29 protein-coding genes are annotated in these 24,098 nt (G+C 45.2%); 11 read left to right on the top strand and 18 right to left on the bottom strand.

The features are described from left to right. Positions 1-17 precede the first annotated feature (17 nt). Positions 18-1,022 (bottom strand): photosynthesis system II assembly factor Ycf48, encoded by a 1,005-nt coding sequence (locus DSM107010_RS22950; protein WP_015154008.1) that lies wholly within the window; start codon positions 1,020-1,022, stop codon positions 18-20. Here DSM107010_RS22950 and DSM107010_RS38675 point away from each other — a divergent pair. After that, a complete protein-coding gene (locus DSM107010_RS38675) occupies positions 1,021-1,182 on the top strand; it encodes a hypothetical protein (RefSeq protein ID WP_158266018.1) in 162 nt (53 codons plus the stop codon). The genes DSM107010_RS22950 and DSM107010_RS38675 overlap by 2 nt on opposite strands. Here the strand turns inward: DSM107010_RS38675 and DSM107010_RS22945 are convergent. Continuing rightward, entirely contained in the window at positions 1,174-1,509 is a 336-nt protein-coding gene (locus tag DSM107010_RS22945) for a rubredoxin (protein WP_015154009.1), read from the bottom strand. The two genes, DSM107010_RS38675 and DSM107010_RS22945, sit on opposite strands and share 9 nt — an antisense overlap. Positions 1,510-1,856: 347 nt before the next feature. Here DSM107010_RS22945 and ndhC point away from each other — a divergent pair, with 347 nt between their 5' ends. The 3 genes from ndhC to DSM107010_RS22930 are packed head-to-tail and all read left to right on the top strand — an operon-like array spanning position 1,857 to position 3,473. Then, the gene (gene ndhC / locus DSM107010_RS22940) at positions 1,857-2,219 is read left to right on the top strand and encodes a photosynthetic/respiratory NAD(P)H-quinone oxidoreductase subunit C (protein WP_015154010.1); all 363 of its coding nucleotides are present in this window, start codon (positions 1,857-1,859) and stop codon (positions 2,217-2,219) included. Further along, the gene (ndhK, locus tag DSM107010_RS22935; protein ID WP_015154011.1) at positions 2,210-2,941 is read left to right on the top strand and encodes a photosynthetic/respiratory NAD(P)H-quinone oxidoreductase subunit K; all 732 of its coding nucleotides are present in this window, start codon (positions 2,210-2,212) and stop codon (positions 2,939-2,941) included. Before ndhC ends, ndhK begins: the two co-directional genes overlap by 10 nt. Further along, positions 2,934-3,473: an NAD(P)H-quinone oxidoreductase subunit J gene (locus DSM107010_RS22930; RefSeq protein WP_015154012.1), complete on the top strand. Its 540-nt coding sequence runs from the start codon at positions 2,934-2,936 to the stop codon at positions 3,471-3,473. Before ndhK ends, DSM107010_RS22930 begins: the two co-directional genes overlap by 8 nt. 84 nt (positions 3,474-3,557) lie before the next feature. Here the strand turns inward: DSM107010_RS22930 and DSM107010_RS22925 are convergent, their stop codons facing one another. Both DSM107010_RS22925 and DSM107010_RS22920 read right to left on the bottom strand, forming a co-directional pair. Continuing rightward, positions 3,558-4,037, bottom strand: a complete 480-nt coding sequence (locus DSM107010_RS22925) for a GNAT family N-acetyltransferase (protein ID WP_015154013.1) — start codon at positions 4,035-4,037, stop codon at positions 3,558-3,560. A 99-nt stretch (positions 4,038-4,136) separates the two neighbouring features. Continuing rightward, complete coding sequence (locus tag DSM107010_RS22920; RefSeq protein WP_106169439.1) at positions 4,137-4,742, bottom strand: MiaE family protein; 606 nt, start codon at positions 4,740-4,742, stop codon at positions 4,137-4,139. 162 nt (positions 4,743-4,904) lie between these two features. Here DSM107010_RS22920 and DSM107010_RS22915 point away from each other — a divergent pair, with 162 nt between their 5' ends. Further along, positions 4,905-5,645, top strand: coding sequence for a metallophosphoesterase family protein (locus DSM107010_RS22915; protein ID WP_015154015.1), 741 nt, complete (start codon positions 4,905-4,907; stop codon positions 5,643-5,645). Positions 5,646-5,678: 33 nt separating this feature from the next. Here DSM107010_RS22915 and DSM107010_RS22910 read toward each other — a convergent pair whose 3' ends face one another. Then, positions 5,679-6,533: a M48 family metallopeptidase gene (locus tag DSM107010_RS22910; protein ID WP_127024030.1), complete on the bottom strand. Its 855-nt coding sequence runs from the start codon at positions 6,531-6,533 to the stop codon at positions 5,679-5,681. 325 nt (positions 6,534-6,858) lie between these two features. Here DSM107010_RS22910 and DSM107010_RS22905 point away from each other — a divergent pair, with 325 nt between their 5' ends. Then, positions 6,859-7,389, top strand: a complete 531-nt coding sequence (locus tag DSM107010_RS22905; RefSeq protein WP_015154017.1) for a DUF4330 domain-containing protein — start codon at positions 6,859-6,861, stop codon at positions 7,387-7,389. A 95-nt stretch (positions 7,390-7,484) separates the two neighbouring features. On the opposite strand, the gene DSM107010_RS22900 is transcribed toward DSM107010_RS22905, so the two are convergent. Together DSM107010_RS22900 and DSM107010_RS22895 are read right to left on the bottom strand one after the other, a co-directional pair. Continuing rightward, complete coding sequence (locus DSM107010_RS22900) at positions 7,485-8,402, bottom strand: alpha/beta fold hydrolase (RefSeq protein ID WP_106168632.1); 918 nt, start codon at positions 8,400-8,402, stop codon at positions 7,485-7,487. 73 nt (positions 8,403-8,475) lie between these two features. Further along, the gene (locus DSM107010_RS22895; protein WP_106168633.1) at positions 8,476-8,988 is read right to left on the bottom strand and encodes a hypothetical protein; all 513 of its coding nucleotides are present in this window, start codon (positions 8,986-8,988) and stop codon (positions 8,476-8,478) included. 104 nt (positions 8,989-9,092) lie between these two features. On the opposite strand from DSM107010_RS22895, the gene DSM107010_RS22890 reads away from it, so the two are divergent. Beyond that, positions 9,093-9,818, top strand: coding sequence for a polysaccharide deacetylase family protein (locus DSM107010_RS22890; protein WP_015154020.1), 726 nt, complete (start codon positions 9,093-9,095; stop codon positions 9,816-9,818). A gap of 136 nt (positions 9,819-9,954) precedes the next feature. Continuing rightward, positions 9,955-10,116 carry a hypothetical protein gene (locus DSM107010_RS38670; protein WP_158631848.1) on the top strand — a complete coding sequence of 54 codons (162 nt, stop codon included), beginning with the start codon at positions 9,955-9,957 and terminating at the stop codon, positions 10,114-10,116. Positions 10,117-10,519: 403 nt separating this feature from the next. Here the strand turns inward: DSM107010_RS38670 and DSM107010_RS38665 are convergent, their stop codons facing one another. Then, the gene (locus DSM107010_RS38665) at positions 10,520-10,672 is read right to left on the bottom strand and encodes a hypothetical protein (protein WP_158266008.1); all 153 of its coding nucleotides are present in this window, start codon (positions 10,670-10,672) and stop codon (positions 10,520-10,522) included. Here DSM107010_RS38665 and rpoD point away from each other — a divergent pair. Further along, positions 10,671-11,849: an RNA polymerase sigma factor RpoD gene (gene rpoD, locus DSM107010_RS22885; RefSeq protein WP_015154021.1), complete on the top strand. Its 1,179-nt coding sequence runs from the start codon at positions 10,671-10,673 to the stop codon at positions 11,847-11,849. The two genes, DSM107010_RS38665 and rpoD, sit on opposite strands and share 2 nt — an antisense overlap. 185 nt (positions 11,850-12,034) lie before the next feature. On the opposite strand, the gene DSM107010_RS22880 is transcribed toward rpoD, so the two are convergent. The 8 genes from DSM107010_RS22880 to DSM107010_RS22845 form a co-directional block, all read right to left on the bottom strand. Next, positions 12,035-12,214: a chlorophyll a/b-binding protein gene (locus DSM107010_RS22880; protein WP_015154022.1), complete on the bottom strand. Its 180-nt coding sequence runs from the start codon at positions 12,212-12,214 to the stop codon at positions 12,035-12,037. A gap of 309 nt (positions 12,215-12,523) precedes the next feature. Further along, positions 12,524-12,664 (bottom strand): chlorophyll a/b-binding protein, encoded by a 141-nt coding sequence (locus DSM107010_RS22875; protein WP_015154023.1) that lies wholly within the window; start codon positions 12,662-12,664, stop codon positions 12,524-12,526. Between the two features lie 193 nt (positions 12,665-12,857). After that, positions 12,858-14,183 carry an ABC transporter ATP-binding protein gene (locus tag DSM107010_RS42385; protein WP_106168634.1) on the bottom strand — a complete coding sequence of 442 codons (1,326 nt, stop codon included), beginning with the start codon at positions 14,181-14,183 and terminating at the stop codon, positions 12,858-12,860. Between the two features lie 122 nt (positions 14,184-14,305). Beyond that, positions 14,306-15,784 carry a gamma-aminobutyraldehyde dehydrogenase gene (locus DSM107010_RS22865; protein ID WP_106168635.1) on the bottom strand — a complete coding sequence of 493 codons (1,479 nt, stop codon included), beginning with the start codon at positions 15,782-15,784 and terminating at the stop codon, positions 14,306-14,308. 95 nt (positions 15,785-15,879) lie between these two features. After that, complete coding sequence (locus DSM107010_RS22860; RefSeq protein ID WP_015154026.1) at positions 15,880-16,668, bottom strand: ABC transporter permease; 789 nt, start codon at positions 16,666-16,668, stop codon at positions 15,880-15,882. Positions 16,669-16,772: 104 nt separating this feature from the next. Then, the gene (locus DSM107010_RS22855) at positions 16,773-17,648 is read right to left on the bottom strand and encodes an ABC transporter permease (RefSeq protein ID WP_106170906.1); all 876 of its coding nucleotides are present in this window, start codon (positions 17,646-17,648) and stop codon (positions 16,773-16,775) included. Positions 17,649-17,786: 138 nt separating this feature from the next. Beyond that, a complete protein-coding gene (gene thiS / locus DSM107010_RS22850) occupies positions 17,787-18,020 on the bottom strand; it encodes a sulfur carrier protein ThiS (protein WP_015154028.1) in 234 nt (77 codons plus the stop codon). A gap of 35 nt (positions 18,021-18,055) precedes the next feature. Next, on the bottom strand, positions 18,056-19,087 hold the full coding sequence (locus DSM107010_RS22845; RefSeq protein ID WP_015154029.1) for a thiamine phosphate synthase: 1,032 nt from the start codon (positions 19,085-19,087) through the stop codon (positions 18,056-18,058). Between the two features lie 25 nt (positions 19,088-19,112). Here DSM107010_RS22845 and DSM107010_RS39955 point away from each other — a divergent pair, with 25 nt between their 5' ends. Then, complete coding sequence (locus DSM107010_RS39955; RefSeq protein WP_199755702.1) at positions 19,113-19,376, top strand: hypothetical protein; 264 nt, start codon at positions 19,113-19,115, stop codon at positions 19,374-19,376. A gap of 76 nt (positions 19,377-19,452) precedes the next feature. Further along, positions 19,453-21,459 (top strand): DUF1565 domain-containing protein, encoded by a 2,007-nt coding sequence (locus DSM107010_RS22835; RefSeq protein WP_106169898.1) that lies wholly within the window; start codon positions 19,453-19,455, stop codon positions 21,457-21,459. 187 nt (positions 21,460-21,646) lie between these two features. Here the strand turns inward: DSM107010_RS22835 and DSM107010_RS22830 are convergent, their stop codons facing one another. Both DSM107010_RS22830 and DSM107010_RS22825 read right to left on the bottom strand, forming a co-directional pair. Next, positions 21,647-22,801, bottom strand: a complete 1,155-nt coding sequence (locus tag DSM107010_RS22830) for a hypothetical protein (protein WP_106169896.1) — start codon at positions 22,799-22,801, stop codon at positions 21,647-21,649. 60 nt (positions 22,802-22,861) lie between these two features. Beyond that, the coding region (locus tag DSM107010_RS22825; RefSeq protein ID WP_148125935.1) for an NAD-dependent malic enzyme at positions 22,862-24,098 on the bottom strand (1,237 nt) is incomplete at its 5' end.

Raw genomic sequence — 24,098 nt, 5'->3', positions numbered from 1 at the left:
CCGACTCCCCAAATTCATTAAGCTGATTCTGCTTGACCTTGATAACGCAGCAAAATTCCGCGCTGACCGATAATAAATCCTTTCTCTGGAGAGAGAAAGACGATCTTGTAAAGATTCGAGGGGACTGATTCTACGCCTCGGTCTTTTTGCCAAGTTTTTCCGCCATCTGGACTGCAAAGTAGATTACCGCTACCACCAGTCACCCAAATTTCTTCAGGTGTCCGGTAAGCCAAATCTAACAATCCCCAACTAGTAGATAACTCTGGATTTTGTACTTCTTCCCATTCTTCTGTATTATCTGCCTTAGTAAATTGCACCTGACCGCCTCGTGCCAGCATCCATACACGCCCGTCTTTACCAAATCCCATATTTTGCAGGCGACGGGAACTATTCCGGTTATGACCTTGCCATGCCGTTTGACCTGGTTCCCAGGTTGAATAGAAATTCCCCTTAGCAGAAACAGCAATGTACTTACCATCTTCAGAACGCGCCACGTTTCGCAGCACGCCTACGGCTTCCTGTACCATTGCTTTCCAGTTTTTACCACCGTCAGTAGTGCGGTAAATTGCGCCTACATCTGTAGTCATCTCCGCTGACTGTTGCCCCAGCGCCACGATTGTGTTTGGGTTGCCTGGTAGCTTTTCACTTAAGAGAATCCGCGACCAAGTTTCGCCACCATCATTTGTATGTAGCAGTAAAGATGGTTCGCCAACAATCCATCCTTCTTGACCGGAAAAACTCACGGAAGACAGAATAAAGTTTTTGTCACCTAAATCCAAACTCTTCTGCTGCCAGGTTTTGCCACCATCCTTAGTTTCAAATAGAGCAGATTTATTCCCCACTAACCAGCCATGTTGGGTATCGTCCGTAAAGCCAACATCTTGCAAGTTAACATCCGTTGGTAAAGTAACTACCTCCCAAGGATTGTAACTAGTAGAGGGAACGCTACTACAGCCGACGCACAGCAAGACGACTGCTACGAGGACAACAATCTTTTGCCAAAATTTTAACGGTGAAAACATGCTGATTTTACGTGCTCTACTTAAACAAATTGAATGTATTGTAAGAATATTTCAGTATGCCGATAGGTCGAATGAAAGCCTATCTACTTGTCAGCATACAGATATATGGTTAGGCGATCGCCGTCTGCACCAAGCTTGCCTGACAGCAGGTTCACTGTAACCCATATAGGCTGAGAAAAAACAAGACGGCTAATGCTAAAGCACCAAAGATCAAAATGTTCTTCTGACCTGGAGTGAGCTGATTCACGCCAAGCCCGTAGCCGAGATTTTCCTTAAAGCCAGAGGCTTGTCCCACTGGACCAATGTTGGCAAATGCGTTTTTACGCGCTCCACAAACTGGACATCGCCAAGTAGAAGATAGTTCTGCAAATGGTATGCCAGGGGCAATATCGTGCTTATCATCGCCGCGATCGGGTTCGTACACATAGCCGCAAGCCCGACATTCATATCGGTCTAGCGCTTGGGTATCAATAGCTGGTTCGCTCATAGTAAGGCAAATGAGAAAGTAGAGGCGCAAAACTTAAAATCATGTTAAAAATTATGACGCGAAATGACTTCTTCTACAAGGGGTAAGGGAGCAGTTATCAGTGACCAGTGACCAGTGACCAGTGACTGATTAACATGCACCACTCTCTCTTAACAAATTCCGAATTTTCCTCACTCCTCGCTCCTCGCTCCTCATCCCTAACTCATGCATAGATTTTCTCAATCAGAAGCAGAACTGAATCGAATGATGCCAAGGGTTAGGTTTTGCTAGTGCGTGAAACCCAAATATATATAATATGTAAAGACAGATAACAAAATTATTGACTCTAGCAACGGTAATTATCCATCGTGTTTGTTCTTAGCGGCTACGAGTATTTACTAGGCTTCCTCTTAATCTGTAGTTTAGTTCCAGCGCTTGCCCTTTCTGCATCTAAGCTCCTCCGACCGAGCGGACGCAGCCCAGAACGCCGGACGACATACGAATCAGGCATGGAACCCATAGGCGGAGCCTGGATTCAGTTCAATATCCGCTACTATATGTTTGCACTGGTCTTCGTGGTCTTTGATGTAGAAACAGTATTTCTCTATCCTTGGGCAGTTGCATTCCACAGCCTCGGTCTGTTGGCTTTTATCGAAGCCCTCATTTTCATTGCAATCTTAGTTGTTGCCCTTGTATATGCATGGCGTAAAGGAGCTTTGGAATGGTCTTAAATATCGATCCAGCCGGACAAAAAGAACGCATCATTAACCCAATCGAGCGCCCTTCAGTTACTCAAGAACTATCTGAAAACGTCATTCTCACCACGGTTGACGATCTCTATAACTGGTCTAGACTCTCTAGTTTGTGGCCTCTATTGTTTGGTACGGCGTGCTGCTTTATCGAATTTGCTGCTTTAATTGGCTCGCGATTTGACTTCGATCGCTTCGGACTCATCCCCCGTTCTAGCCCCCGTCAAGCTGACTTAATCATCACAGCTGGCACGATCACGATGAAGATGGCTCCGCAGTTGGTGCGGCTCTACGAACAAATGCCAAACCCCAAGTACGTCATTGCTATGGGAGCTTGCACTATCACTGGTGGTATGTTCAGCGTGGATTCGCCAACCGCCGTGCGGGGTGTCGATAAATTGATTCCCGTCGATGTTTACTTACCTGGTTGCCCTCCTCGTCCCGAAGCTATCATCGATGCCATCATCAAGTTACGCAAGAAAATTGCGAACGAGTCGATGCAGGAGCGGACTCCAATCAAGCAAACTCACCGCTACTACAGCACGACCCATAGCATGAAGGTTGTACCACCTATCAGCGATGGTAAATATCTACAGGTTGCTACACGGCAAGCGCCACCGAAGGAGCTGACAGAGGCAATTGGTATGCCCATACCACCAGCCCTGCAATCTGTTGCCAAAAAAGAGGAAGTGAACCGTGGCTGAAGAAGAAACAAAAGAAGAGACTAAACCCGTACCTGCCGAAGAAACAAAAATTGTCGAAGCGGGAAAGACTTCCAAGTGGTTGAAGGAAAACGGCTTCGATCACGAAGTTATGGAGCCAGACCACTTGGGAGTGGAGATTATTAAAGTCGATCGCAATTTTCTCTTGCCGATCGCCACAGCACTATATGCTTACGGTTTTAACTATCTCCAGTGTCAGTGCGGCTACGATTCTGGTCCAGGACAAGATTTAGTCAGCATGTATCATTTAATCAAGCTGAGCGATAATGCTGACAGACCAGAGGAAGTGCGGATTAAAGTTTTTCTGCCTAGAGAAGACCCCCGCATACCTTCGGTTTACTGGATTTGGAAAGCCGTAGACTGGCAAGAACGAGAATCGTACGATATGTTTGGCATCGTCTATGAAGGACATCCAAATTTGAAACGGCTGCTCATGCCTGAAGATTGGGTTGGTTTTCCCTTACGTAAAGATTACGTCTCCCCCGACTTCTACGAATTGCAGGATGCTTTTTAACAGTGACCAGTGACCAGTGACCAGTGACCAGAATGAACATCGATCGCTGATTTAGTTTTTGTAGAGACGTTACGTGTAACGTCTCTACAAATTTTTGACATAAATGCGATCGCAGCGTGCTGTTTCTACCCCTGTTGCAGGTTGATAGCCGCTGCTTTCGTATAATTTAATCGCTTCTACAAGAACGCTGGCAGTTTCAATCCAAATTTGCTGAAATCCCTTCGCTGCGATCGCTTTTTCTAACTCTTGTAATAAAAATCTCCCCAAACCCAACTTTCTAGCTTGGGATAGAAGATACATTTTTCTAATTTCTACAGCTGTCTCGCCACGATGGAAAGGATAGTAACCAGCCGTTCCCACTACTTGACCCTGGGATTCTACTACCCAAAACTCTCCACCGGTGGCTAAATAATAATTTTCGACCTCCAACACATCTCGGTCAGCACCTAGAGGTTCCCAATCCAAACTATATTCTGCCAACACAGAACCAATAACCGCTGCCACCAGATTGCGATCGCTTTGGCTCCAATCTCGAATGAGAAAATCTTTGTAAATAGCTTGCATAACTGGTAATGGGTAATGGGAAAGTCAAAATTCAAAAGTCGAAAGTCAAAACACTACTCACTACTCGCTACTTACTCGTGACCAATGACCAATGACCAACTAACTATGAATCCTCGGTTGAGGATGTAATGTTGATAATAACTGACTTTCTACCACTGCTAATTCTTCTAGCCTTTGGGTAAACGCAGCGCGATCGAAATAAGTATCAGCTAAAACCCAATAAGTTCCAAAGTGCCTCGCTTCCGAAGCCATCAAACCGCGATAAAATTTAGCTAGCTCTGGTTCTGGGCAATGCGTGGCTAAAAGTCCTAACCGTTCGTGACTGCGAGCTTCAATCAAACCAGAGACGAGCAAAGAATCCAACATCCGTTCTGGCTCTTTGGCACGAATTTGCGCCTTTAACCCCGCGCCGTAAGGAGGTGGTGCTAAGGGTGCTAGAGGAATTCCTCGCCGTTCCAACCATTGGTTCACCTGCTCGAAGTGTTCCAGTTCTTCCCGGGCGATCGCTGTTAGCGATCGGACTAATTTTTGGCTCGAAGGGTAACGAAATATTAAATTTAGAGCTACCCCAGCTGCTTTGCGTTCGCATTGGGAATGATCCAATAAGATGGTATCCAAGTTAGCGATTGCTTGTTCTACCCACTCCTCGGTGGTTGGGACGACTAGAGCGTTAATTTTGGCAACTGTTAAATCGGCTACATTCATACTTACTTAATTTTACTAGAGCTGATTTTTTTGGCTTAAGCCATAATTAAAATGAAAGATTAATATCTTCCAAACATTCTTCATCCATTCTTTAACCAATATCTCCTTGAGTACAGATAGGCTGGAAACAACAAGCGGTATTATTGTTAACCCAAAACTTCTATGAGCGCAGCGCACCAACGTCGCATTATTATCGGTGATGTGCACGGTCACTATGACGGACTGATGATTTTGCTTGAGGCGATCGCCCCTGGCGCAGCCGATGAAGTTTATTTCTTGGGAGACTTAATTGATCGCGGACCGCAAAGCGCACAAGTCGTTGATTTTGTCAAGCAAAGTCCTTACTATTGCTTGCTTGGCAATCACGAACAAATGCTGCTAGATGTGTTAACTAAACGCGCTTCCAATCAAATTCGCCAAGCTTGGCTTTATAGCGGCGGATATGAGACTTTAAGCAGTTACAAAACAGCCACTATTCCTCGCGATCATATCGAATGGCTGCAAACCTTGCCTACTCACCTCGACTTAGGCGATATTTGGTTAGCTCATGCTGGACTCGATCCCAGGCTTCCCTTGGAAGAGCAGTCAGTCGAGCAATTTTGTTGGGTGCGGCAGGAATTCCACAGCATGAAGCAGCCCTTCTTTGAAAACAAACTCATTATTGTCGGTCATACAATCACGTTTACCCTACCAGGAGTACGCCCTGGAGAACTTGCCCAAGGACAAGGTTGGTTGGATATCGATACTGGTGCTTATCATCCCAGAAGCGGTTGGCTCACAGCAGTTGATATCAATAATCAGATTGTTTATCAAGTCGATGTCTACGATAAGCTAGTTCGGACATTGCCTCTGTCGGAAGCCGCGATTCGCATTAATCCTGCCCAGGTGTTAGCGCGATTGTAGAGACACTCTACCGAACGTCTCTACAAATAAAAATTAACGTGAAAGCGGGCGAATTCTAGCTCTGTAAGCGGCGCTATCTAACCCATCGCCCTCATCTGCTGCTTGAGAGTCGATCGCTTCTCTTAATCTGGCAATACGGCTCTGAGTGGCTGGATGAGTACTCAAAACAGCAGGTGTGGAACCACCTTTCTTTAATAATTTCTCCATAAACGAAACCATTGCTTCTCGATCGTAGCCAGCTTGTCCTAACATCTCTAACCCTGTCGTATCTGCTTCGTACTCATCTTTACGACTGTTAGGACGGCGTAAAGCCAGATCGACACCAATCGCCACAGCTCGGTTACGGTTTAAGCCAGCCGCAGTTGCCAGTCCTCCCGCGATCGCCGTGCTACGCATTTGCTTAATTAAGTGACGATTAGTAATGTGACCGATTTCGTGACCTAGTACGCTAGCTAATTCTGCTTCGTTATCGGCAGTACGCAGCAATTCAGTAGTGACATAGACAAAACCCCCAGCCGTAGCAAAGGCATTGACGCTGTTATTGTCTACAATTTGAAACTGGTAAGGAAGATTAGGGCGATCGCTTTCAGCCGCTACCCGTTCTCCTACCCGTTCAACATAACGATTGACGCTCGGATTGCGATAGAGGCGGAATTCTTTCCCAACCATCTGTTGGTTAATTTGCTTGCCTAACTCGACTTCCTCTTCCTCAGAAACATCAGACAGTTGGATGATTTGCGCTCCCTGTTGAATGAGATCGAACCAGGAAATGGCTTTTGCCAACCCAGCCGAACCAATCAGTAAGCCGATGACTACTGATAGTGATATGAGCGGATAAAGCCAGCGACGCTGGATGCGACGAGAGAACGAAAAGAATAGGTTGAACATCGCCGGGAATTGTTGTTTGAAAGACTGAAAAATTTTTAAACTTGCTGTAGTGATAGACGGGCAAAAAAGCTTTTGGTTGCCATATAGGGGAATGAGAAAGGCGATAAGGGGGACAAGGGGGACAAGGGGGACAAGGGGGACAAGGGGGATAAGGGGAAGAAATATAGTCTCCCCGATTCTTGTCTATTCAAATCGTAAAATATCTCTCATCGCAGTAGAATCGTGCTACCCTTTCATTGACTAGCGACCAGCAACCAGTTAATTTTGACTTTTGACTTTTGACTTTTGACTTGTTTCCCTTGTTCCCTCGTCTCTTCCCTTAAGTATGAAAATTTTAGATTCCCAAGGGCGTTTATTTGGTAAAGTCAGTCTCCTCGACATCGGAGCAGCCTTAGTCATCTTCTTGGTAGTGGTGGGGATCTTTTTCTTCCCTGGCACTTCTGGAGCGCAAATTGGCGTGACTACCAAACCTGTAGAAATTGACGTGATCGTGCGGGGTTTGAGCGTGCGCGATCCGCAACAGCTATTTGAGCAGGGACTAAAGCCAGGTGGAAAAACCAACATCATTATCCGCAATCAGCCTTACGGTCAGGTAGGCGTGAAAGCTGTTAAACAACTACCGAGAACCACCCTCGTACCTCAACCTGATGGCTCCGTGAAAGTTTTGCCCGATCCACGCGAAAATCAATACATTATGGATATGGTCGTCACTTTAGAAGGCAACGCTCAATTAACCAAAAATGGTCCAGTTATTGGTAACAGCAAACTTAAAATTGGCATTCCTGCTCAGCTAGAAGGCTTTAACTATGATTTTACTGGTGGTGTCATCGCTCTAAGATTTCCAGAAAAAGGATGAATGAGAATTCGGAATACCCCTGCGGGGAAGCAAGCTACGGAATTCGGAATTCGGAATTGAGAGTGGAGACGCAAGAATTTGCCTCCGTAAAGAGTTTATACAACAGCAGCTACAGAGCTAGTTAAGGAAGGTAAAAATTGCCGAATCAGTCCGATTGTCACGGCTGGAAGTTCTAGCTGTGGTGTCAAGCCGACTTCTGGTAATTTTTGAAAAATCTTAATGGCTTGAGGATTGATCTGGGCAAATCGCTGTCCGATTTCTGGGGAAGTGAATTCAGATTTTTGTCCCCAAATGATAGCTGTAGGAACGGTCAGTTGGGGAATATAGAGAGATAAGTCGAAGCACAAGTCGCCACGGACAAAAGATAAGGCGGCGTACTCAGCGTTTGGTTGAGTCGCAGATTCGAGGTAAGCAGCAACTATTTCTTCATAAATACGGTTGGGCTGGGCAAACTGGCGCTGTTCTAAGAAACTACGAATCCCGTTACTCGTAGCAACCCCCGTGCTGTAGAGCAAGCGATCGAGAATGGGAACGCTGACGATTTGAGCAAAGAAACTACGGGAATAGTTTTCGCCAAAATCAGATAGTCCGGCAGGTGTAGTCAAGATTAAAGATTGAAATAATTCTGGACGAGCGATCGCTACCCTAACAACCATCGCTGCTGTCAGAGAGGAAGCAATAACTGTTACCGCACCCTGACAAGTCTGTTCTAAAAATTCCGCGATCGTTGTTAAATAATCTTCAACGCGATAGTTCCGTGCTGGATGCTCCGATCGCCCCCAGCCAATTAAATCGGGCGCGATAATGCGATACTCCGCAGCAAAAGCTGGATAAACCTTCGACCATTCGTAAGCTGAAGATCCGCCACCAAAACCATGTAAAAAGACTAAAGTTGGTTTCTCAGCATTATCAGCTCCATCTTTCAGCCAAGGCTCTCCAGCATCAGTATAGTAAACCATTCTGCCTAATGAGGTCATCACAGAACGCTGTTCAAATCCAGGTGGTAAAAACATAATTTGTTATTGGTCATTGGTCATTGGTCATTTGCTAATAGCTAGCCACTAGTCACTAGTCACTGATAACTGGTCACTGATTCACGGGTTCTGCTTTTTCTACTGATTTATCGGTGACTCCCAAAGTCAGTTTTAAGGGCGTGCGCGTGGGGTAAGCTTTGACCACTTGGCGATAGACTTGATAATTCGTCGGTAAAGTGACTTGGCGATCGCCTTGGGGATAACTAAACTGATACTCCACAGATTTGATTAACTCTGGAGTACTCGCCCGTTCGCCCGATTTCTTTCTTTGTTCTACCTCGTCTACTGTAGGGCGTGGTGGTAGAGCCGCCCACCACAATCCTCGATCGTCGGGACCAGTCACTGCACCCATTGGTTTAATTCCATTACGATTGATTAAGGACGTGGAAGCAAAAGTTTCAAATCGAGGTGATTTGTTATTAAGGTCGATGGCGTATTTGACTTGCCAAGTGTAAATTGTTTTTGCAGTGGCTTCGTATTGGTCAATTGTTAGATTAGAACAACCACTTAGGGCGATCGCGATCGCACCCCCCACTACCATCAGTCCATACCAAGAATTGCTCATCAGTTGTCAGTTATCAGTTATCAGTTATCAGCGAGTCGGGAAATTTTAACTTTTAACTTTTGACTTTTAACTTTCCCTACTCCCTACTCTCTACTCCCTCATTAATGCAGCTAGCTCCCTTCTTACCCCTAATGTATCGAATTCTCAAGCCGTCGTTTCCTAGTTGCTTGTGGTCTGGACACGATCGCGCCCGCTCGATCGCTTTGACTTTCGATGACGGTCCCCATCCTTCCCATACGCCTAAGTTACTAGAAGTTTTAGACCGCTATGCCATCCCTGCTAGTTTCTTTTGGCTGGGTGCTTGCGTTCGACGCTCTCCCGAGCTTGCCAAAGCAATTTACCAACGAGGACATTGGATCGGTAATCACGGTTACGACCATCGCTCTTTTCCCATGCTGACACCTACCGAATTGCAACACAGCCTGGTAGCTACCCAAGAGGCGATCGCGACTGCTTGTGACTTGCCTACTGCTCGCGTGCGTGATGTCCGTCCGCCAAATGGTTTATTTACACCTCAAACCTTAAATTTGTTACATCAATGGGACTACAGACCCGTAATGTGGAGTGTGGTTCCTGAAGATTGGGTTTGTCCTGGGGTAGCTGTTGTCGTTCAACGGGTCATGCAGCAGGTACAAAACGGTTCGCTGATCGTACTGCACGACGGTGCTTGTGGTGGTACAGATGTTGCCGATGTTGCTGCTCTCTTAATTCCTCAATTGTTAAGCTTGGGTTACGAATTTGTCACGATCGATACCTTGTGGCAACAATCTCTATCCCTTACGAATCAAGGTTTTTTCTCTTCTTTGACTAGTGGCGATCGCTCTTTTTGACACAAATTTAGTGAATTTCTCGTGAGGGGAGCTGTCATCTGCCTTCAGTATTAATTACAATGACAGAGAAAAGTTTATTAGTTTGTCAAGAACACGTAGGTTGAAATATCCGTACAACCTCAGTTAACTTGTGATTATGATTGACGATCGAATCAGTTGCATCTCAATCAAAATTAGAACATTTGCACTAAGTGGTAAGTTTGATGTTTTGGAAAATGCCAAAACCTATCTCCGCACCAGTGCAGAGTTACTGGTACTACTATTGTCAATCGCGCTTAGGGGACACATGAACGACTAAACAAGGCTGAATAGGTGGTCTAGACTATTTTTCCTCGCAAAACACGCAATGGCAAAAAACGCTCTGCTCCTGTTGTCTTACACTACTAAGCATTACACTTCACCATCAATTTGCACTCTGCAACCTGGGTAGATCTACGCGATTTTTCTCCAGATTGCGGAAGACAAATTTAAGATGTAATTCGTAGGTGTAAATACAAATTGGGAAACAATTGAACTTGTCTTGACCTTCTGACTTCAAAATTAGAACACTAAATCTGCCCAAATTTTGTGAAACAGGCTACAATCGGAACGGTCTTCATTACCTAAGAGATAAATAGCTATTGGTGCATCTATCCAAGGCTATGTCTATTAAATTGAGCAGAGCTTATTTTAGACCAATCGGTTAATCTCAAAGTATGTTTTCAGGCAAGAATCCTACCACCATATCGTTCGGATCTGCCCATGAATCTTCCCGACAGAGAATCTCTTTGCAGCCAGTCGCTAGCTGATGCAATGAGAGCAATTTTTAAGTGACTAAATGTTTGTTGAATCAAGGAGCATGAGGAACGCGGCATGAACCAGGCTAACAACGTACTACTCGAAAATATTCAACAGTCTGAACCCCAAATGGCTCGCCAGTCTGATTTCGAGCGCGATTTTGACTTTTCATTAGAAGAAGCAGAAGAGTTACAAAGCTTAGAAGTAGATGATAGTGACGGATTTTTAGAAGTTCAGCCTGACGAGGATGACGCTAAGCCTGGGAAAGGTGGAAAAACCCGTCGGCGGGCGCAAACCAAGAAAAAACAATATACCGAAGACTCGATTCGCCTTTACTTACAAGAAATCGGTAGAATTCGTCTCCTACGAGCAGACGAAGAGATTGAATTAGCGCGAAAAATTGCCGATTTACTAGAGCTAGAGAGAATTCGAGAAAAGCTATCCGATCGCTTAGATCGCGAACCGCAAGACAGTGAATGGGCGGAAGCAGTTAAGCAGAATTTGCCCGCATTTCGCTATCGCTTGCATGTCGGACGACGGGCTAAGGACAAGATGGTGCAGTCAAACCTGCGCCTAGTGGTTTCGATCGCTAAAAAATATATGAATCGCGGGCTGTCGTTCCAAGACTTGATTCAGGAAGGTTCTTTAGGTTTGATTCGGGCGGCTGAGAAGTTCGACCACGAAAAAGGCTATAAGTTTTCTACCTACGCTACATGGTGGATTCGCCAAGCAATTACTCGCGCTATTGCCGATCAATCTCGTACTATTCGCCTACCAGTCCACCTCTACGAAACTATTTCTCGCATTAAGAAAACCACTAAATTGCTATCGCAAGAAATGGGTCGCAAGCCAACCGAAGAGGAAATTGCTACCCGCATGGAAATGACAATCGAAAAGCTGCGGTTTATTGCTAAATCAGCCCAGCTACCAATTTCATTAGAAACGCCCATCGGTAAGGAAGAAGATTCCCGACTGGGCGATTTTATTGAGTCGGATGGAGAAACGCCAGAAGATCAGGTTTCTAAGAATTTATTGCGCGAAGACTTAGAAAAAGTTTTGGATAGTCTCAGCCCACGGGAAAGAGACGTGTTGCGTTTGCGCTATGGCTTAGATGACGGTCGAATGAAAACGCTAGAAGAGATAGGTCAGATCTTCAACGTGACTCGCGAAAGAATCCGTCAAATCGAAGCAAAAGCTTTACGTAAACTTCGCCATCCCAACCGTAATAGCGTGCTGAAAGAATATATTAGATGAAGTCGGAAGTCAGAAGTCAGAAGTCGGAATTAAAGATTTTTAGATGTATCTAGACTAACTTCTGGTTTTGAAGAGAAAAATGCATGATTGGTGTGAAGATAGTTGTGGATTGTCTTCACACAAAAAAAGACTTGGGAATGCCTGTTTCCAAGTCTTTTTGTTGCTCTAAAGTCGATATCACCGATTTACAGAATTCCCCAGAAGTGTAGGAAACCTTGACCTGAGAATAGTTCGATCGCAACAGCTGCTAGAAAACCGATCATTGCCAAACGACCGTTCCAAATTTCAGCTTGTGGTGTGAAGCCCCAACGCCATGCGTTGCGATCGTCAATGATTGGTGTGGTAACTTTAGTTGTGTCTTGCATGATTGATGCTCCTAAATTGGTACTTCAGTCAGAAAACTGTAACTCTTTATTTAGTTATGTAAACTAATATAACAATTAGTTGATGGAGATGCAACAGCTTAAATGAAATTTACTGACAAAAAGTCGGACTGAAGCAAAGAAGATCGAACCAAAATCAAAAAAATCAGCTAGCGTACATTCAAATTAGCTAGCGCACATTCAAATTACAGTATATGAGCGGGCAAGATGCCCACTCCACACAGGCAAGATGCCCACTCTACAAAAGCTAGAACATTCGCTAACCAAAAAAGAGTGGTTCCTAGTCTCACACTATCGGTAAAGAAATAAGGCGATGAAAAAGCCTACCATTGCCAAGCGACCATTCCAGAGTTCTGCTTGAGGGGTGAAACCCCAGCGCCACGCATTGCGATCTTCCATCACTGTAGTGGCAAGTTTTGTAGTATCTTGCATACTTCTATCTCCAGTTAGCCCTGACTCATTAAGAATTACAACAGAATATGTAAATTAATGTAAAAAATCAAGATTCTGCTGCGCTCTATCTTAAGGAGGAGATAGGTAGTTGTCAGTTATCAGTTATCAGTGGCTAGTGGCTAGTGACTAGCAAAAAGTCAAGCCACTGGTTCCACCAGCCACTAGCCACTCACTACTCCCAATTAACTGCTAAATTAGTTGCTGGATCGAAAAAGTGAATTTTTTCTGGGTGAAGCGATAGCCATAATTGTTCGCCAATGTTCACCGTCTGCTCTGGTGGAATACGTACTTGTAACGGAGTAGGAGTAGCATTAGCCGCAGCCGTAGTGGTGACAAAGAGGTAGGTTTCGTTGCCCAAAGCTTCCACTAGCTCGACTTGTACCGGAAGATTATGAGGTGCGGCGCTACTCAAATTTAGGTGTTCTGGTCGAATGCCCAAAATTAAATCTCGTCCATCGTACTTCTGTAAAGCAGATGCCCAAACTTCAGGGAGATTGAGACGAAATAGGGGATGAACGATCGCCGAAGCTTGAAACTGAACTGAGAGAAAGTTCATGGGTGGCGAACCGATGAATTCAGCCACAAACTTAGTCGCGGGGTGATTGTAAAGCTCTAGCGGACGAGCGACTTGCTCGATTTGTCCTTGGTGCATCACAGCAATGCGATCGCCCATTGTCATTGCTTCTGTTTGATCGTGGGTGACGTAGATTGTTGTCGTTCCCAACTGGCGTTGCAGTTTGACAATTTGAGCGCGGGTTTCTGCTCGTAATTTTGCATCTAGATTGGACAGGGGTTCGTCCATCAAAAAGACTTGGGGGTTGCGGGCGATCGCTCTACCGAGAGCTACCCTTTGCTTTTGTCCCCCCGATAGCTGTTTTGGCAAGCGCTGCAAAAACGATTCGATTTGTAACAATGCCGCAACACTTCTAACTCGCTGGTCGATCGCCCGTTCCCTTGCTGTCATGTAACGCAGTCCTTTCGGCAATCGACTGGTCATCCCCACCAAGAAATTTTGGATCTGAAGCGGAACTCTTGTCTCCCCTGCTCCCTCGGCTCCCCCAGTTTTGGTACGTCGCAGTCCAAAAGCAATATTGTCATACACCGACATATGGGGATAGAGAGCGTAATTTTGAAACACCATCGCGATGTCTCGTGCTTTAGGCGGGAGTTGGTTGACCAAACGATCGCCAACCCAAATGTTGCCTGAACTTAATTCTTCCAACCCCGCGATCGAGCGCAACAGCGTACTTTTCCCGCAGCCTGAAGGTCCAACCAGCACCATAAACTCGCCATCCTCAATAGTGAGGTTAATCGAGCGCAAGACATCGACATTTTCTGCTTGCTTTGGTACTTTCTCCACCTGCGACTTAGATGGAACTTCCATTGCAGGTGTAACCTCAACCGGAGCGAGTAGATCTGCTGTCATTGGGACTACAGCGCGATCGCCAAGACGAGCGGGAAAGCTTTTGTAAACGTTTTCTAGGGTGACTGCTGCCATTGATGAGGAAGTCGAGAGTCGGGAGTCGGGAGTCGGGAGTCGGGAGTCGGAAGTGGTGGAGGACAAGCAAAATTCTGATTCCACTAGCCACCAGCCACTAGTCACTGATAACTGATAACTGATTAAGCATCGCCAAATACTGTAAAGTGCCAGGGTTTTTTGACTGCGCCGCTGAGGTCGAACATAACGTGTTTGGCAATTGTATATTCATCAAAAGCATATCGTGAGAGATCTTTGCCGAAGCCGGACTCTTTAAAGCCACCGTGGGGCATTTCGGAAGCCAAGGGCAAATGGTCGTTAATCCATACCGTGCCAAATTGTAGCGCACTCGCAACGCGCCATGCTTTAGCAGAGTCTTTCGTCCACACAGAGGCAGCCAAACCGTATTTCACGTCATTTGCAACTGCGATCGCCTCTGCCTCAGAATCAAACGAGTTGACTACCAGGACGGGACCGAATACCTCTTCTTGCATAATTTCACTTTGAGTGGCAGCCTGACAAAATATTGTTGGTTGGTAGAAAAAACCCTTGCCTTCGGGTATTCCGCCTGGTAAGTGCGCGGTAATTCCATCTGCCTTGGCTCTTTCTACAAATCCATGCACCCGTTGGCGTTGGTCAGATGAGATTAATGGACCCATATCTGTTGTTTCTGCTTGTGGCGTTCCCAAGCGGATCTGTTGCGACAGTTCGGTAAAAGCCGATAAGAAATCTTGATAGCGGGAGCGTTCTACTAAAATTCGCGTGGCTGCCGTACAATCTTGTCCTGTATTGATGTAAGCGCCAACGACTGCACCTCTAGCTGCTGCTTCGATATCTGCATCAGCAAACACGACAAAGGGAGCTTTTCCGCCTAATTCTAAATGCACTCGCGTCACTTTTTGGGCTGCTAGTTCCATAATCCGCTTACCCGTGCGGGTAGAACCAGTAAACGATACCATTCGCACGTCGGCATGATTGACCAGAGGTTCCCCTACCCCTGGACCTTTACCTGTCACGACATTAATAACGCCTGGTGGAAAGCCGACTTCTAAAGCTGTTTGAGCCAGCATTATAGTTGTTAGAGGAGTTTGGGGTGCGGGTTTAATCACAACGGTATTACCCGCTGCAACTGCTGGGGCAATTTTCCATGCTGCCATCATGATTGGATAATTCCAAGGGGCAATGGAGGCAACTACACCGATTGGTTCGCGACGGATAGTAGAAGTGTAGCCAGGAACAAACTCTCCAGATGCAATTCCCTCTACGACTCTGGCTTGTGCGGCAAAGTAGCGAATATTATCGATCGCAAAGGGAATATCGCCGTTGGCTGCTAGTTTTATTGGTTTACCGACATTGAGGCTTTCAGTTTGTGCTATTGTTTCTGCTTTTGCTTCTAAAGCATTGGCAAGTTTATACAGCAATGCACTCCGTTCGCCTGGAGAGAGACTAGACCATGAAGGAAAAGCTTGTTTTGCAGCCTCTACAGCTTTATTCACATCAGCATAATCTGCTTGCGGGACTTCCGCGATCGCTTCTTCCGTGGCAGGATCGATGACCGTTTCCCAGTTAGCACTCACCGCTGCCACTGCTTCCCCGCCGATAATCATCTTATGTTGTTCCATAATCCCCTCAGTTATTCAGTTATTGGTGACTAGTGACTAGTGGCTCGAATCTTTGTCTAGTCACTAGCCACCAGCCGCTAGCCACTTCCGACTCCTCACTCCTCACTCCTCACCCCTAACCACTGGCTCAACAGTACCAAACCGACTGAAAATAAAAGAATTAGTGTTACTGTAGCGTTAATTTCTGGGGTCATACCAAAACGCAGTCGCGCCCATATTTCCATTGGTAGTGTATTATCCTGCCCCGTGAGGAAGATTGTCACGACGATCTCATCAAAACTTAGGGTAAAGGCAAGTAAGGTAGCTGAAATCAGAGCCGAACGTAACCCAGGAAATACCACTTTCCAAAACGCTTCCCAAGGGGGGGAACCTAAATCGGCGGCGGCTTCTTCCAAACTGCGGGGTAGGCGAGCAATTCGGGCGGCGACAGTGTTAAATACAACTGGAAAGCCAAACGTGGCATGACCGATGATGACAGTCATTAATCCCAAGGGTAGGTTTATTGCTGAAAAGAAGCTAAGCATGGCTACCCCCGTGACAATTCCAGGCAGAACAATCGGTAAGATGACTGCGGCGCGAAAGAAGTTTTTGCCAAAGAATTGATATCGCTGGATGGCTAAAGCTGCCAAAGTTCCTAAAGTTGCAGCAATAGTACAAGATGCGATCGCCACTTTTAAACTATTAAATAATCCTACTTGCAGTTGTTCGTCCTGCAAAGCCTTGGCATACCAATCTAGCGTCCAACCGTGAATTGGTAGAGATAGCACTCTCCCCTGACTGAAGCTAAAGATAGCGATCGTCAGGATGGGCAAATACATGAATAAATAGATTATCAGCGTAACTGTGCCGAAAATCAATTTAGGGAGTCGTAGGGGCAGGTTCACACAGAATCTCTATTGAGTACGAAGTTTTTTTGCGCCCGTACGGGAGTCGGGAGTCGAGAGGGTTCAATTCCGAATTCCGAATTCCCTTTTGTCTCCTAATAATTTCATAAGTTTTCTAAAGCACCTTTGCGGGAGATAATGGCTATCAGTCCAAATATTAGCAACAATACTACCATTGCTAAAGCAGAACCAAGAGGCCAGTTATCAGCGACACCAAATTGATTGGCAACAATATTACCAATCAAAATATCTCCTGCCCCACCCACTAAGGAAGGGGTAATATAATCTCCCATTGTCAAACTGAATACTGATAGCGAACCCGCCAAAAATCCTGGTAAGACTAGAGGAAAAGTAACTTTACGAAAAGTGTATAAAGGATTTCCTCCCAAATCTGCCGATGCTTCTAGTAAGTTGCTAGGCAATCTTTCAAAGGCAGTTACCAAAGGTAAGATCGTAAATGGTAGCCATACGTAGCAGAGAGTGACAACCATTGAGAATTGGTTGTAGAGAAATAGAGAAGAAGGCTGGGACAGTATACCTAGAGATATTAGTAAGCTATTGAGTACGCCGTTGTAGCCTAAAATAATTCGCCACGCAAAGACGCGCACGAGATAACTAGACCACAGCGGCAAGAGAATTAAGATTGTTAGTAATTGTTTATATTTTCCTGCATACTTAGTCAGAAAGTAGGCAACTGGAAAAGCTAATAAAGTATCAATTATAGTGACAGCGATCGCAATGTATAGAGTACGAATAACTGTATTGCGGTAGCCAGAATTAGTTACGATTTGGGCAAAATTTTCCCAGGTGAATCGAGGAATAACCTCCACATATTGGTGCTGCATGAAAGCATAACTGAGGAGTATGGCTAGGGGAATGAAATAAAACCCCAACATCCATAAGCAAGGAGGCAAAAAATTGACCCAAAAATTTGCTGGTTTAATAGCAGGTTTTGATTGGACTGTTATGGTTGAGTCCATTGAGAAAGTCAAAAGTTAAAAGTCAAAAGTCAAAACTTGAGAAAGTCAAAAGTTAAAAGTCAAAAGTCAAAACTGAGGAGTCAGAAAACAGAAGATAGGAGACAGAGGTTAACATTACCATCGATCGCTGGTCACTGGTCACTGGTCACTGGTCACTGTTGCTCCGCCACCAACAATTGTAACGACTTCTAGGCGATCGCCTGCTTGCAGTTGCGTATTCTCCCAAAATTGACGGTGCAAAATTTCGCCGTTGTATTCTACTGCGACCAAGCGCGGGTTAAAACCGAGTTGTTCTAGCGCCTCTGGAAGTCGAGCAGTATTAGCACAATTACGAGTTTCTCCATTCACTTGTAAGCTAATTTGTTCGGTCATAAATCTCGATTAACTCCTATTTATGGAGTCTTTATTTATGGAGTTGTACGTGGTTGTACGCGGGCGAGCTGTGCTAAAAAATACTGCGTTACTAGAGTGGGTTGCTCGGCTCGCACGATCGCTCTTACGACTGCAACTCTCTGCGCACCTGCGTTTAGCACTTCATTCACATTGTTAACGTCTATGCCACCGATCGCAAACCAGGGAATGGAAACATTTTTAGCCACATGGCGAATATATTCTAATCCTACTGGTGCTTTACCTGCTTTTGTCGGCGTTTCGTAGACCGGACCTACACCAATATAATCGGCTCCTTCCTGAATTGCCCGTTGCATTTCTTCTGGATTTGTGGTAGAGCGTCCGATAATTTTCTGGGGTCCAAGGAGTTGACGGGCGATCGCGATGGGCATATCCTGTTGTCCTAGATGCACTCCATCGGCATCTACTGCCAAAGCAAGATCGATGCGATCGTTGACTAAAAAAATTGCCCCGTATTGGTGACAGAGTTGACGTAATTGTCGAGCAGTCTCCAGGCGATCGAGATCTGCGGTATCCTTATCGCGGTACTGTACGAGGCTCAGCCCTCCTTGCAGTGCTGCTTCTACTACATGAAACAGCCCCTCTGTCGGAGAAGTCACTAAATATAAGTACGATTGCGCTAGTCGTTGGTGTCGTTGATAACCTAGTAAGTGACTTTCTAGGATATAAACTCGATAACGCATCTGTTTAAAGGCAGCTCCCATTTTCGGATTGTAGAGCTTGCTATATTCTTCTACTACTCGCAAAGCTTCTTCTACTCGGCAGAAATTGGCTTGCAGCAAAGTTCCCAAGCCAGATCGTTGCTCCTCTTGGGGATGAGTCAGTTCTGTCCCAGGATCGCCAGGAGTATCTCGTGCCAAACGTAAATCTAGGGTATGCCAGCTGGCTAGCTCTTGGCGTAACTGCTTGCATTCATCGCTGAATTGGCTGCTATTCAATCCAAATCGACACCATTCTTCTACAATCCGCAAGCCTTCACGGGCGCGGTCTAAATTTGCATCCAAAATTCGGCAGACAGCTGGCTGCACTTGTCCTCTCCCGTTTCGTAGCTACTTGACTGAGAACAGACCATTTGATGTTCTAATCGTAACAGTCCCTGCTCAGTTTACGACAGTCGGGAGTCGAGAATTGGGAGTCGGGGGAGAAGGGGGACAAGGGGGACAAGGGAGACAAGGGGGACAAGGGGGACAAGGGGGACAAGGGGGACAAGGGAGCAATTACCAATTACCAATTACCAATTACCAATTACCAATTACCAATTACCTCTTGACTTTTAGACTCTTTAGCTATATAAGGAGGCAGAACAAGTCAAAGTAGAAAAAAGCTAAACTTTATTGCCATTTAAAATTTGGCAGTAAAATTCTGTGTCTGTGTGAGAAGGAGTGCCGTGAGTATGAAAAGTTTCCGTAGCGATCGCCATCCCTATTTATCCTTCCAGACGATGGCGCAAAAAACTTGCATTCACGGTTTATTCTCAAGTGCCACTAGAATTAGTCTAACTATATTTTTCTGGCTGTGTTTCAGTCATGTAGGTGTTGCTATCCCACCACTGCAACTGACGCAAACCCCAACTAGCGAATCTCAAACTGCGAAGAAAGTTATATTTGTCAATCCTACAGCTGGTGAGAATGGCAATGGCAGTGAAAGCAGTCCTTTTAAAACGATTGCTCAAGCCCTTCAACAAGCTGAATCCAATGTCATCATTAAACTAGCGGCGGGAACTTATAGCAGAGAATCTGGTGAGACATTTCCGCTCAGACTGAAACCAGGAGTTACTCTTCAAGGCGACTCTAGCAGCCAGGGTAGCAATATTGTTATCAAAGGTGGGGGAATGTACATGAGTCCTACCTTTGCCCGTCAAGATGTAGCAATTTTAGGGGCGGATGAAGCCGGATTGACAGGAATAACAGTCACGAATCCCAACCCACGCGGTTATGGATTATGGATTGAGTCATGCAGTCCGGCGATCGCGGATAATACTTTTACTGGTAGCAGCCACGATGGAATTTCCATCACGGGTGATAGTGCGCCAATCATCCGTAACAACCGCTTTACTCAAAATGGCGCGAATGGAATTACAGTTTACGGAATTTCCAAACCAGAGATCCGCGCTAATGTCTTTGAGCAAACCGGTTATGGCATTAATGTTGCTCAACGAGCTGCACCGTTAATTGTAGAGAATCAAATTCTAAATAATCGGGCTGGTGTCGTGTCTCAAGCTTTCACAAAACCAGTCCTTCGCAATAACATTATCGAGGGTAATAAAGAAGATGGTGTCGTGGCGATCGCCAACAGTCAACCCAATTTAGGCACGCCAACCGAACCAGGTAACAATCAATTTCGCCAAAATGGTCGTTATGACATCAATAGCAGCGCAGCCAAGCGAGTTACAATCTCTGCGGTAGGCAATCAAGTTACCGCAGATCGTTCAATTGGTAATATCGATTTTGTAGGAACGAGTAATGTTGCCTCAAATGCGGGAGTCGAGAATCGTAGAGGCGGGTTTAGCGAAAGTGCCACCGATGAAGCGATAAATCTTGGTTCAAAACCCGCCCGTACAGGAGTCGTAGGGGCGGGTTTACCAGAAGATCCTGTGCGCAAACCTACAATTCCATCAAACTCGCCCGCACGAGAATCTTTGATGCCGAATTCCGAAGTCAAGCAGGCGGATGACGAGGTTTCCTCGTCATTAAAGCCGCGTCGAATTCCGAATTCTCCTCCAGTTTCTCAACCAGCATTAGAAGTCGTAGAAATTCCCGTACCGCCTCCAGAGTCGGAATCAGCGCCAGTTCAAAAGAAGCCCGCTCAAAAGCCCAAGAAGCCTTCAGCATCTAAGCCTAGCAAACCTGCATCACAAAACCAATCTCCAAAAGTTGCGACATCAACGACAAAACCTAAGCCCGAAGTAGCAAAAGCTCCTGCAACTAAACCCAAGCCCGAAGCAACGAAAGCCCCTGCTACAAATGAGAAGCAACAGCTTGCTGCCAACCCTCAAACTGAAGTGGAAATTCCTGTCAGCCGATCGCAGCCACCAGCAAAAGGCGATACGATAACTCAAGGCTTACCAACTTTAAAACCAGCTGCCGTCAATCCTAACGAATTGTTACCCGTTCCCGATGGTGACATACCTTCTGGTAGCGATCGCCCTGCCCGAATTGCTGCGGTATCATCGCGTAACTCTTCTCAAGTGGGAAATTTGCGCTATCGAGTCTTGGTAGAAGCAGAAAACGCACCTACACAAGAAAAAGTGCGATCGCTCGTTCCTGGTTCGTTTCGGGTTATTGCTAAGGGTAAAACAATTATGCAAGCGGGCGCATTTAGCGATCGCTCTAAGGCTGATGAAGTTGCGCAGTTACTTACTAGTAACGGGTTAAAAGCTAAAGTTGAACAGATGAATTAATTTAACACTAGGATATATAGCAATCCAAATTGATTTTTGATCGTTTTCCGTGTAGAGACGTTACATGTAACGTCTCTACACGGGCAATCAATTTCACGATTCATCTAGGGTTTTTATATGATTAACCATACTAATGTTAAAAAGATAAGAGTAAGATTCAAAGCTATGTAATAGAAATCTTCAAATTTTACAATAATTGTATTTCACTTATTGCCCATTCAATTACTTCTAAAAATTGTTTTAAGATACTTTCTTCTGTTAGTACTGATAACGGAATATACCAATAGTACGGGTTTACAGATATTGCGTTGCCTACAAGAAAAGTCAGACGATTAAGCAGTTCATTCTTGATTTCTGGCAGATGAAACGGAGCTTCGTTTGCAGAAATTTCAACTGTGCCACTTGTCCAAACTACAAAAAACTTTTTCTTGTCTCCTTTGGCAGTGACGATTCTTGGTGTGAAAGAACCAGATTGCTTTCCTTGACCCCATGTAGGAGATAAATTTTTACAGCTCGCCCAATCAAGGATTGTTTGAGTAGTCTTTGCTATGTCAACTCCTTGTTTTATTTCTATTTCTTCAATAAAATTTGTTTCATTCCACTGTCTAACCTCTCGCGCAACACTACTAATTTCTGTACCTTTTGCTTCTGTTGTCTGACCGATAACTCTAGGAATGAGAACTTTTAAATTTTGCCCTTCAAATTTCTTAATTTCAACTCCTATAACCTCTGCTGGGTTCATCTGCCTATTTAAAAATTCTATAATTTGCTGAAGTTCAGATGGAATTTTATCAGCTACAAATACTAAACGAATTTTACCTGTCTGCAAATTATCTTTAACTCTTTGCCAAAAATTAGAGATTTGAATATCATCTTCAATAAGATCGAATAATGTTGGACGATCGGGTACAAGGAAATGCGATAACAATGTGTTAGGTTCTAAACCTCTAATCTGACAATTTGCTTCAAACTGAGTAATAATTTTTTCAATTGACCAATAAACTACAGCATGAGATGCATAATCTAACATTTGACCGACAACCTCTCGCCGAATTCGGGTATCACAGCTACGCTTGACTTCCACAATTGTAGGAATTCCGTCTTGGTCGAGAAATAAATGATCGACAAACCAGCGTCCATATCCATCTTCTTCTGAAGGAACTTCCATTTCTGGTTTTATTAATAACCAGCGTCGCGGTGTGGTGCTGTCTATTCGATCCCCAGCTAGAAGGCTAGGATAATCCACTAACAATTTTTGTAGTAAAGCTTCTGAGTTATAGGCTTGTTCCGTCATTTCCACTAATCGCTCGTCATCCTGAATTAAATAAATGCCACCAGTCATAGAAAATCTCTTGTGTTGACATATATATAATTCCCACTCTCATAAAGCGAAATATAAATATTAACAACGTGCAATTCCCTCCTGACGGGCGGCGCGTTGCACAGCCGCAGCTACAGTAGGAACAACTCTAGCGTCAAATATAGAGGGAATAATATGTTCGCGGTTGAGTTCTGTGGGTGCTACTAAAGAAGCGATCGCCTGTGCTGCTTCTAAACACATCATGGTAGTTATTGTCGTGGCACGACAGTCTAAAGCGCCGCGAAATACCCCAGGAAATGCCAGAATACTATCGATTTGATTTGAGTAGTCGCTGCGCCCCGTTGCTATGACTGCAACATCATTATTTACTAGTTCTGGCTGTATTTCAGGGATTGGATTTGCCATCGCCATCACAATTGGATTTTTTGCCATCGATCGCACCATATCTCGCGTTAATATACCTGGGGCGCTAACACCAATAAATATGTCAGTACCGACTAAAGCACCTGCCAAAGTTCCCATTTGACTGACGGCAAATTCTTGCTTTTGGGCAGGTAAATCTTGACGCTGCGTGGAGAGAATACCTTTAGAGTCGCACATTAAAATATGGGCAGCACCAGCTTTTTTCAACAGCCGCGCGATCGCAACTCCCGCCGCCCCCGCACCGTTAATAACGATCCTCACTTCCGTTATTGACTTATTAACTAACTTCAAAGCATTAGTCAGCGCCGCCAGCGTCGCGATCGCTGTCCCCTGCTGGTTGCCGTGAAACACGGGAATATCTAATTCTTGCCGCAGCCGTCGTTCGATCTCAAAGCAATGCGGGGCAGCAATATCTTCCAAGTCTATGCCACCAAATACGGGAGCAATTTTTTTCACAGTAGCGATAATTGCTTCTGTATCCTGAGTCGCCAAACAAATTGGAAAAGCATTAATCCCAGCAAATTCTTTAAAGATCGTGGCTTTGCCTTCCATGACAGGTAATGCCCCCGCCGCCCCCAGATTTCCCAATTCTAAAACTGCACTCCCATCAGTGACGATCGCCACGGTGTTTTGTTTGATTGTCAGACTGTACACCTGTTCTGGATCGCGGGCGATCTCCAAGCAAACTCGCCCCACTCCTGGCGTGTATGCCATTGCCAAATCATCTTGACTTTTAAGCGGAATTCTGCTACTGACGGAGATTTTGCCACCCCGATGCAAATTAAAAGTGCGATCGTAGACATTAATCACTTCAATTTCTGGTAATGCCCGTACTGCCTGCACGATCGCCTCAGCCTGTGCCGTGCTAGAAGCATCTACACTCAGATCGCGAATT

Origin of the sequence: Chroococcidiopsis cubana SAG 39.79, assembly GCF_003991895.1 — a bacterium.
GTDB classification, from domain to species: domain Bacteria; phylum Cyanobacteriota; class Cyanobacteriia; order Cyanobacteriales; family Chroococcidiopsidaceae; genus Chroococcidiopsis; species Chroococcidiopsis thermalis.
The sequence above is the reverse complement of the archived record's forward strand: the minus strand, read 5'-3'. Positions and strand labels throughout refer to the sequence as shown.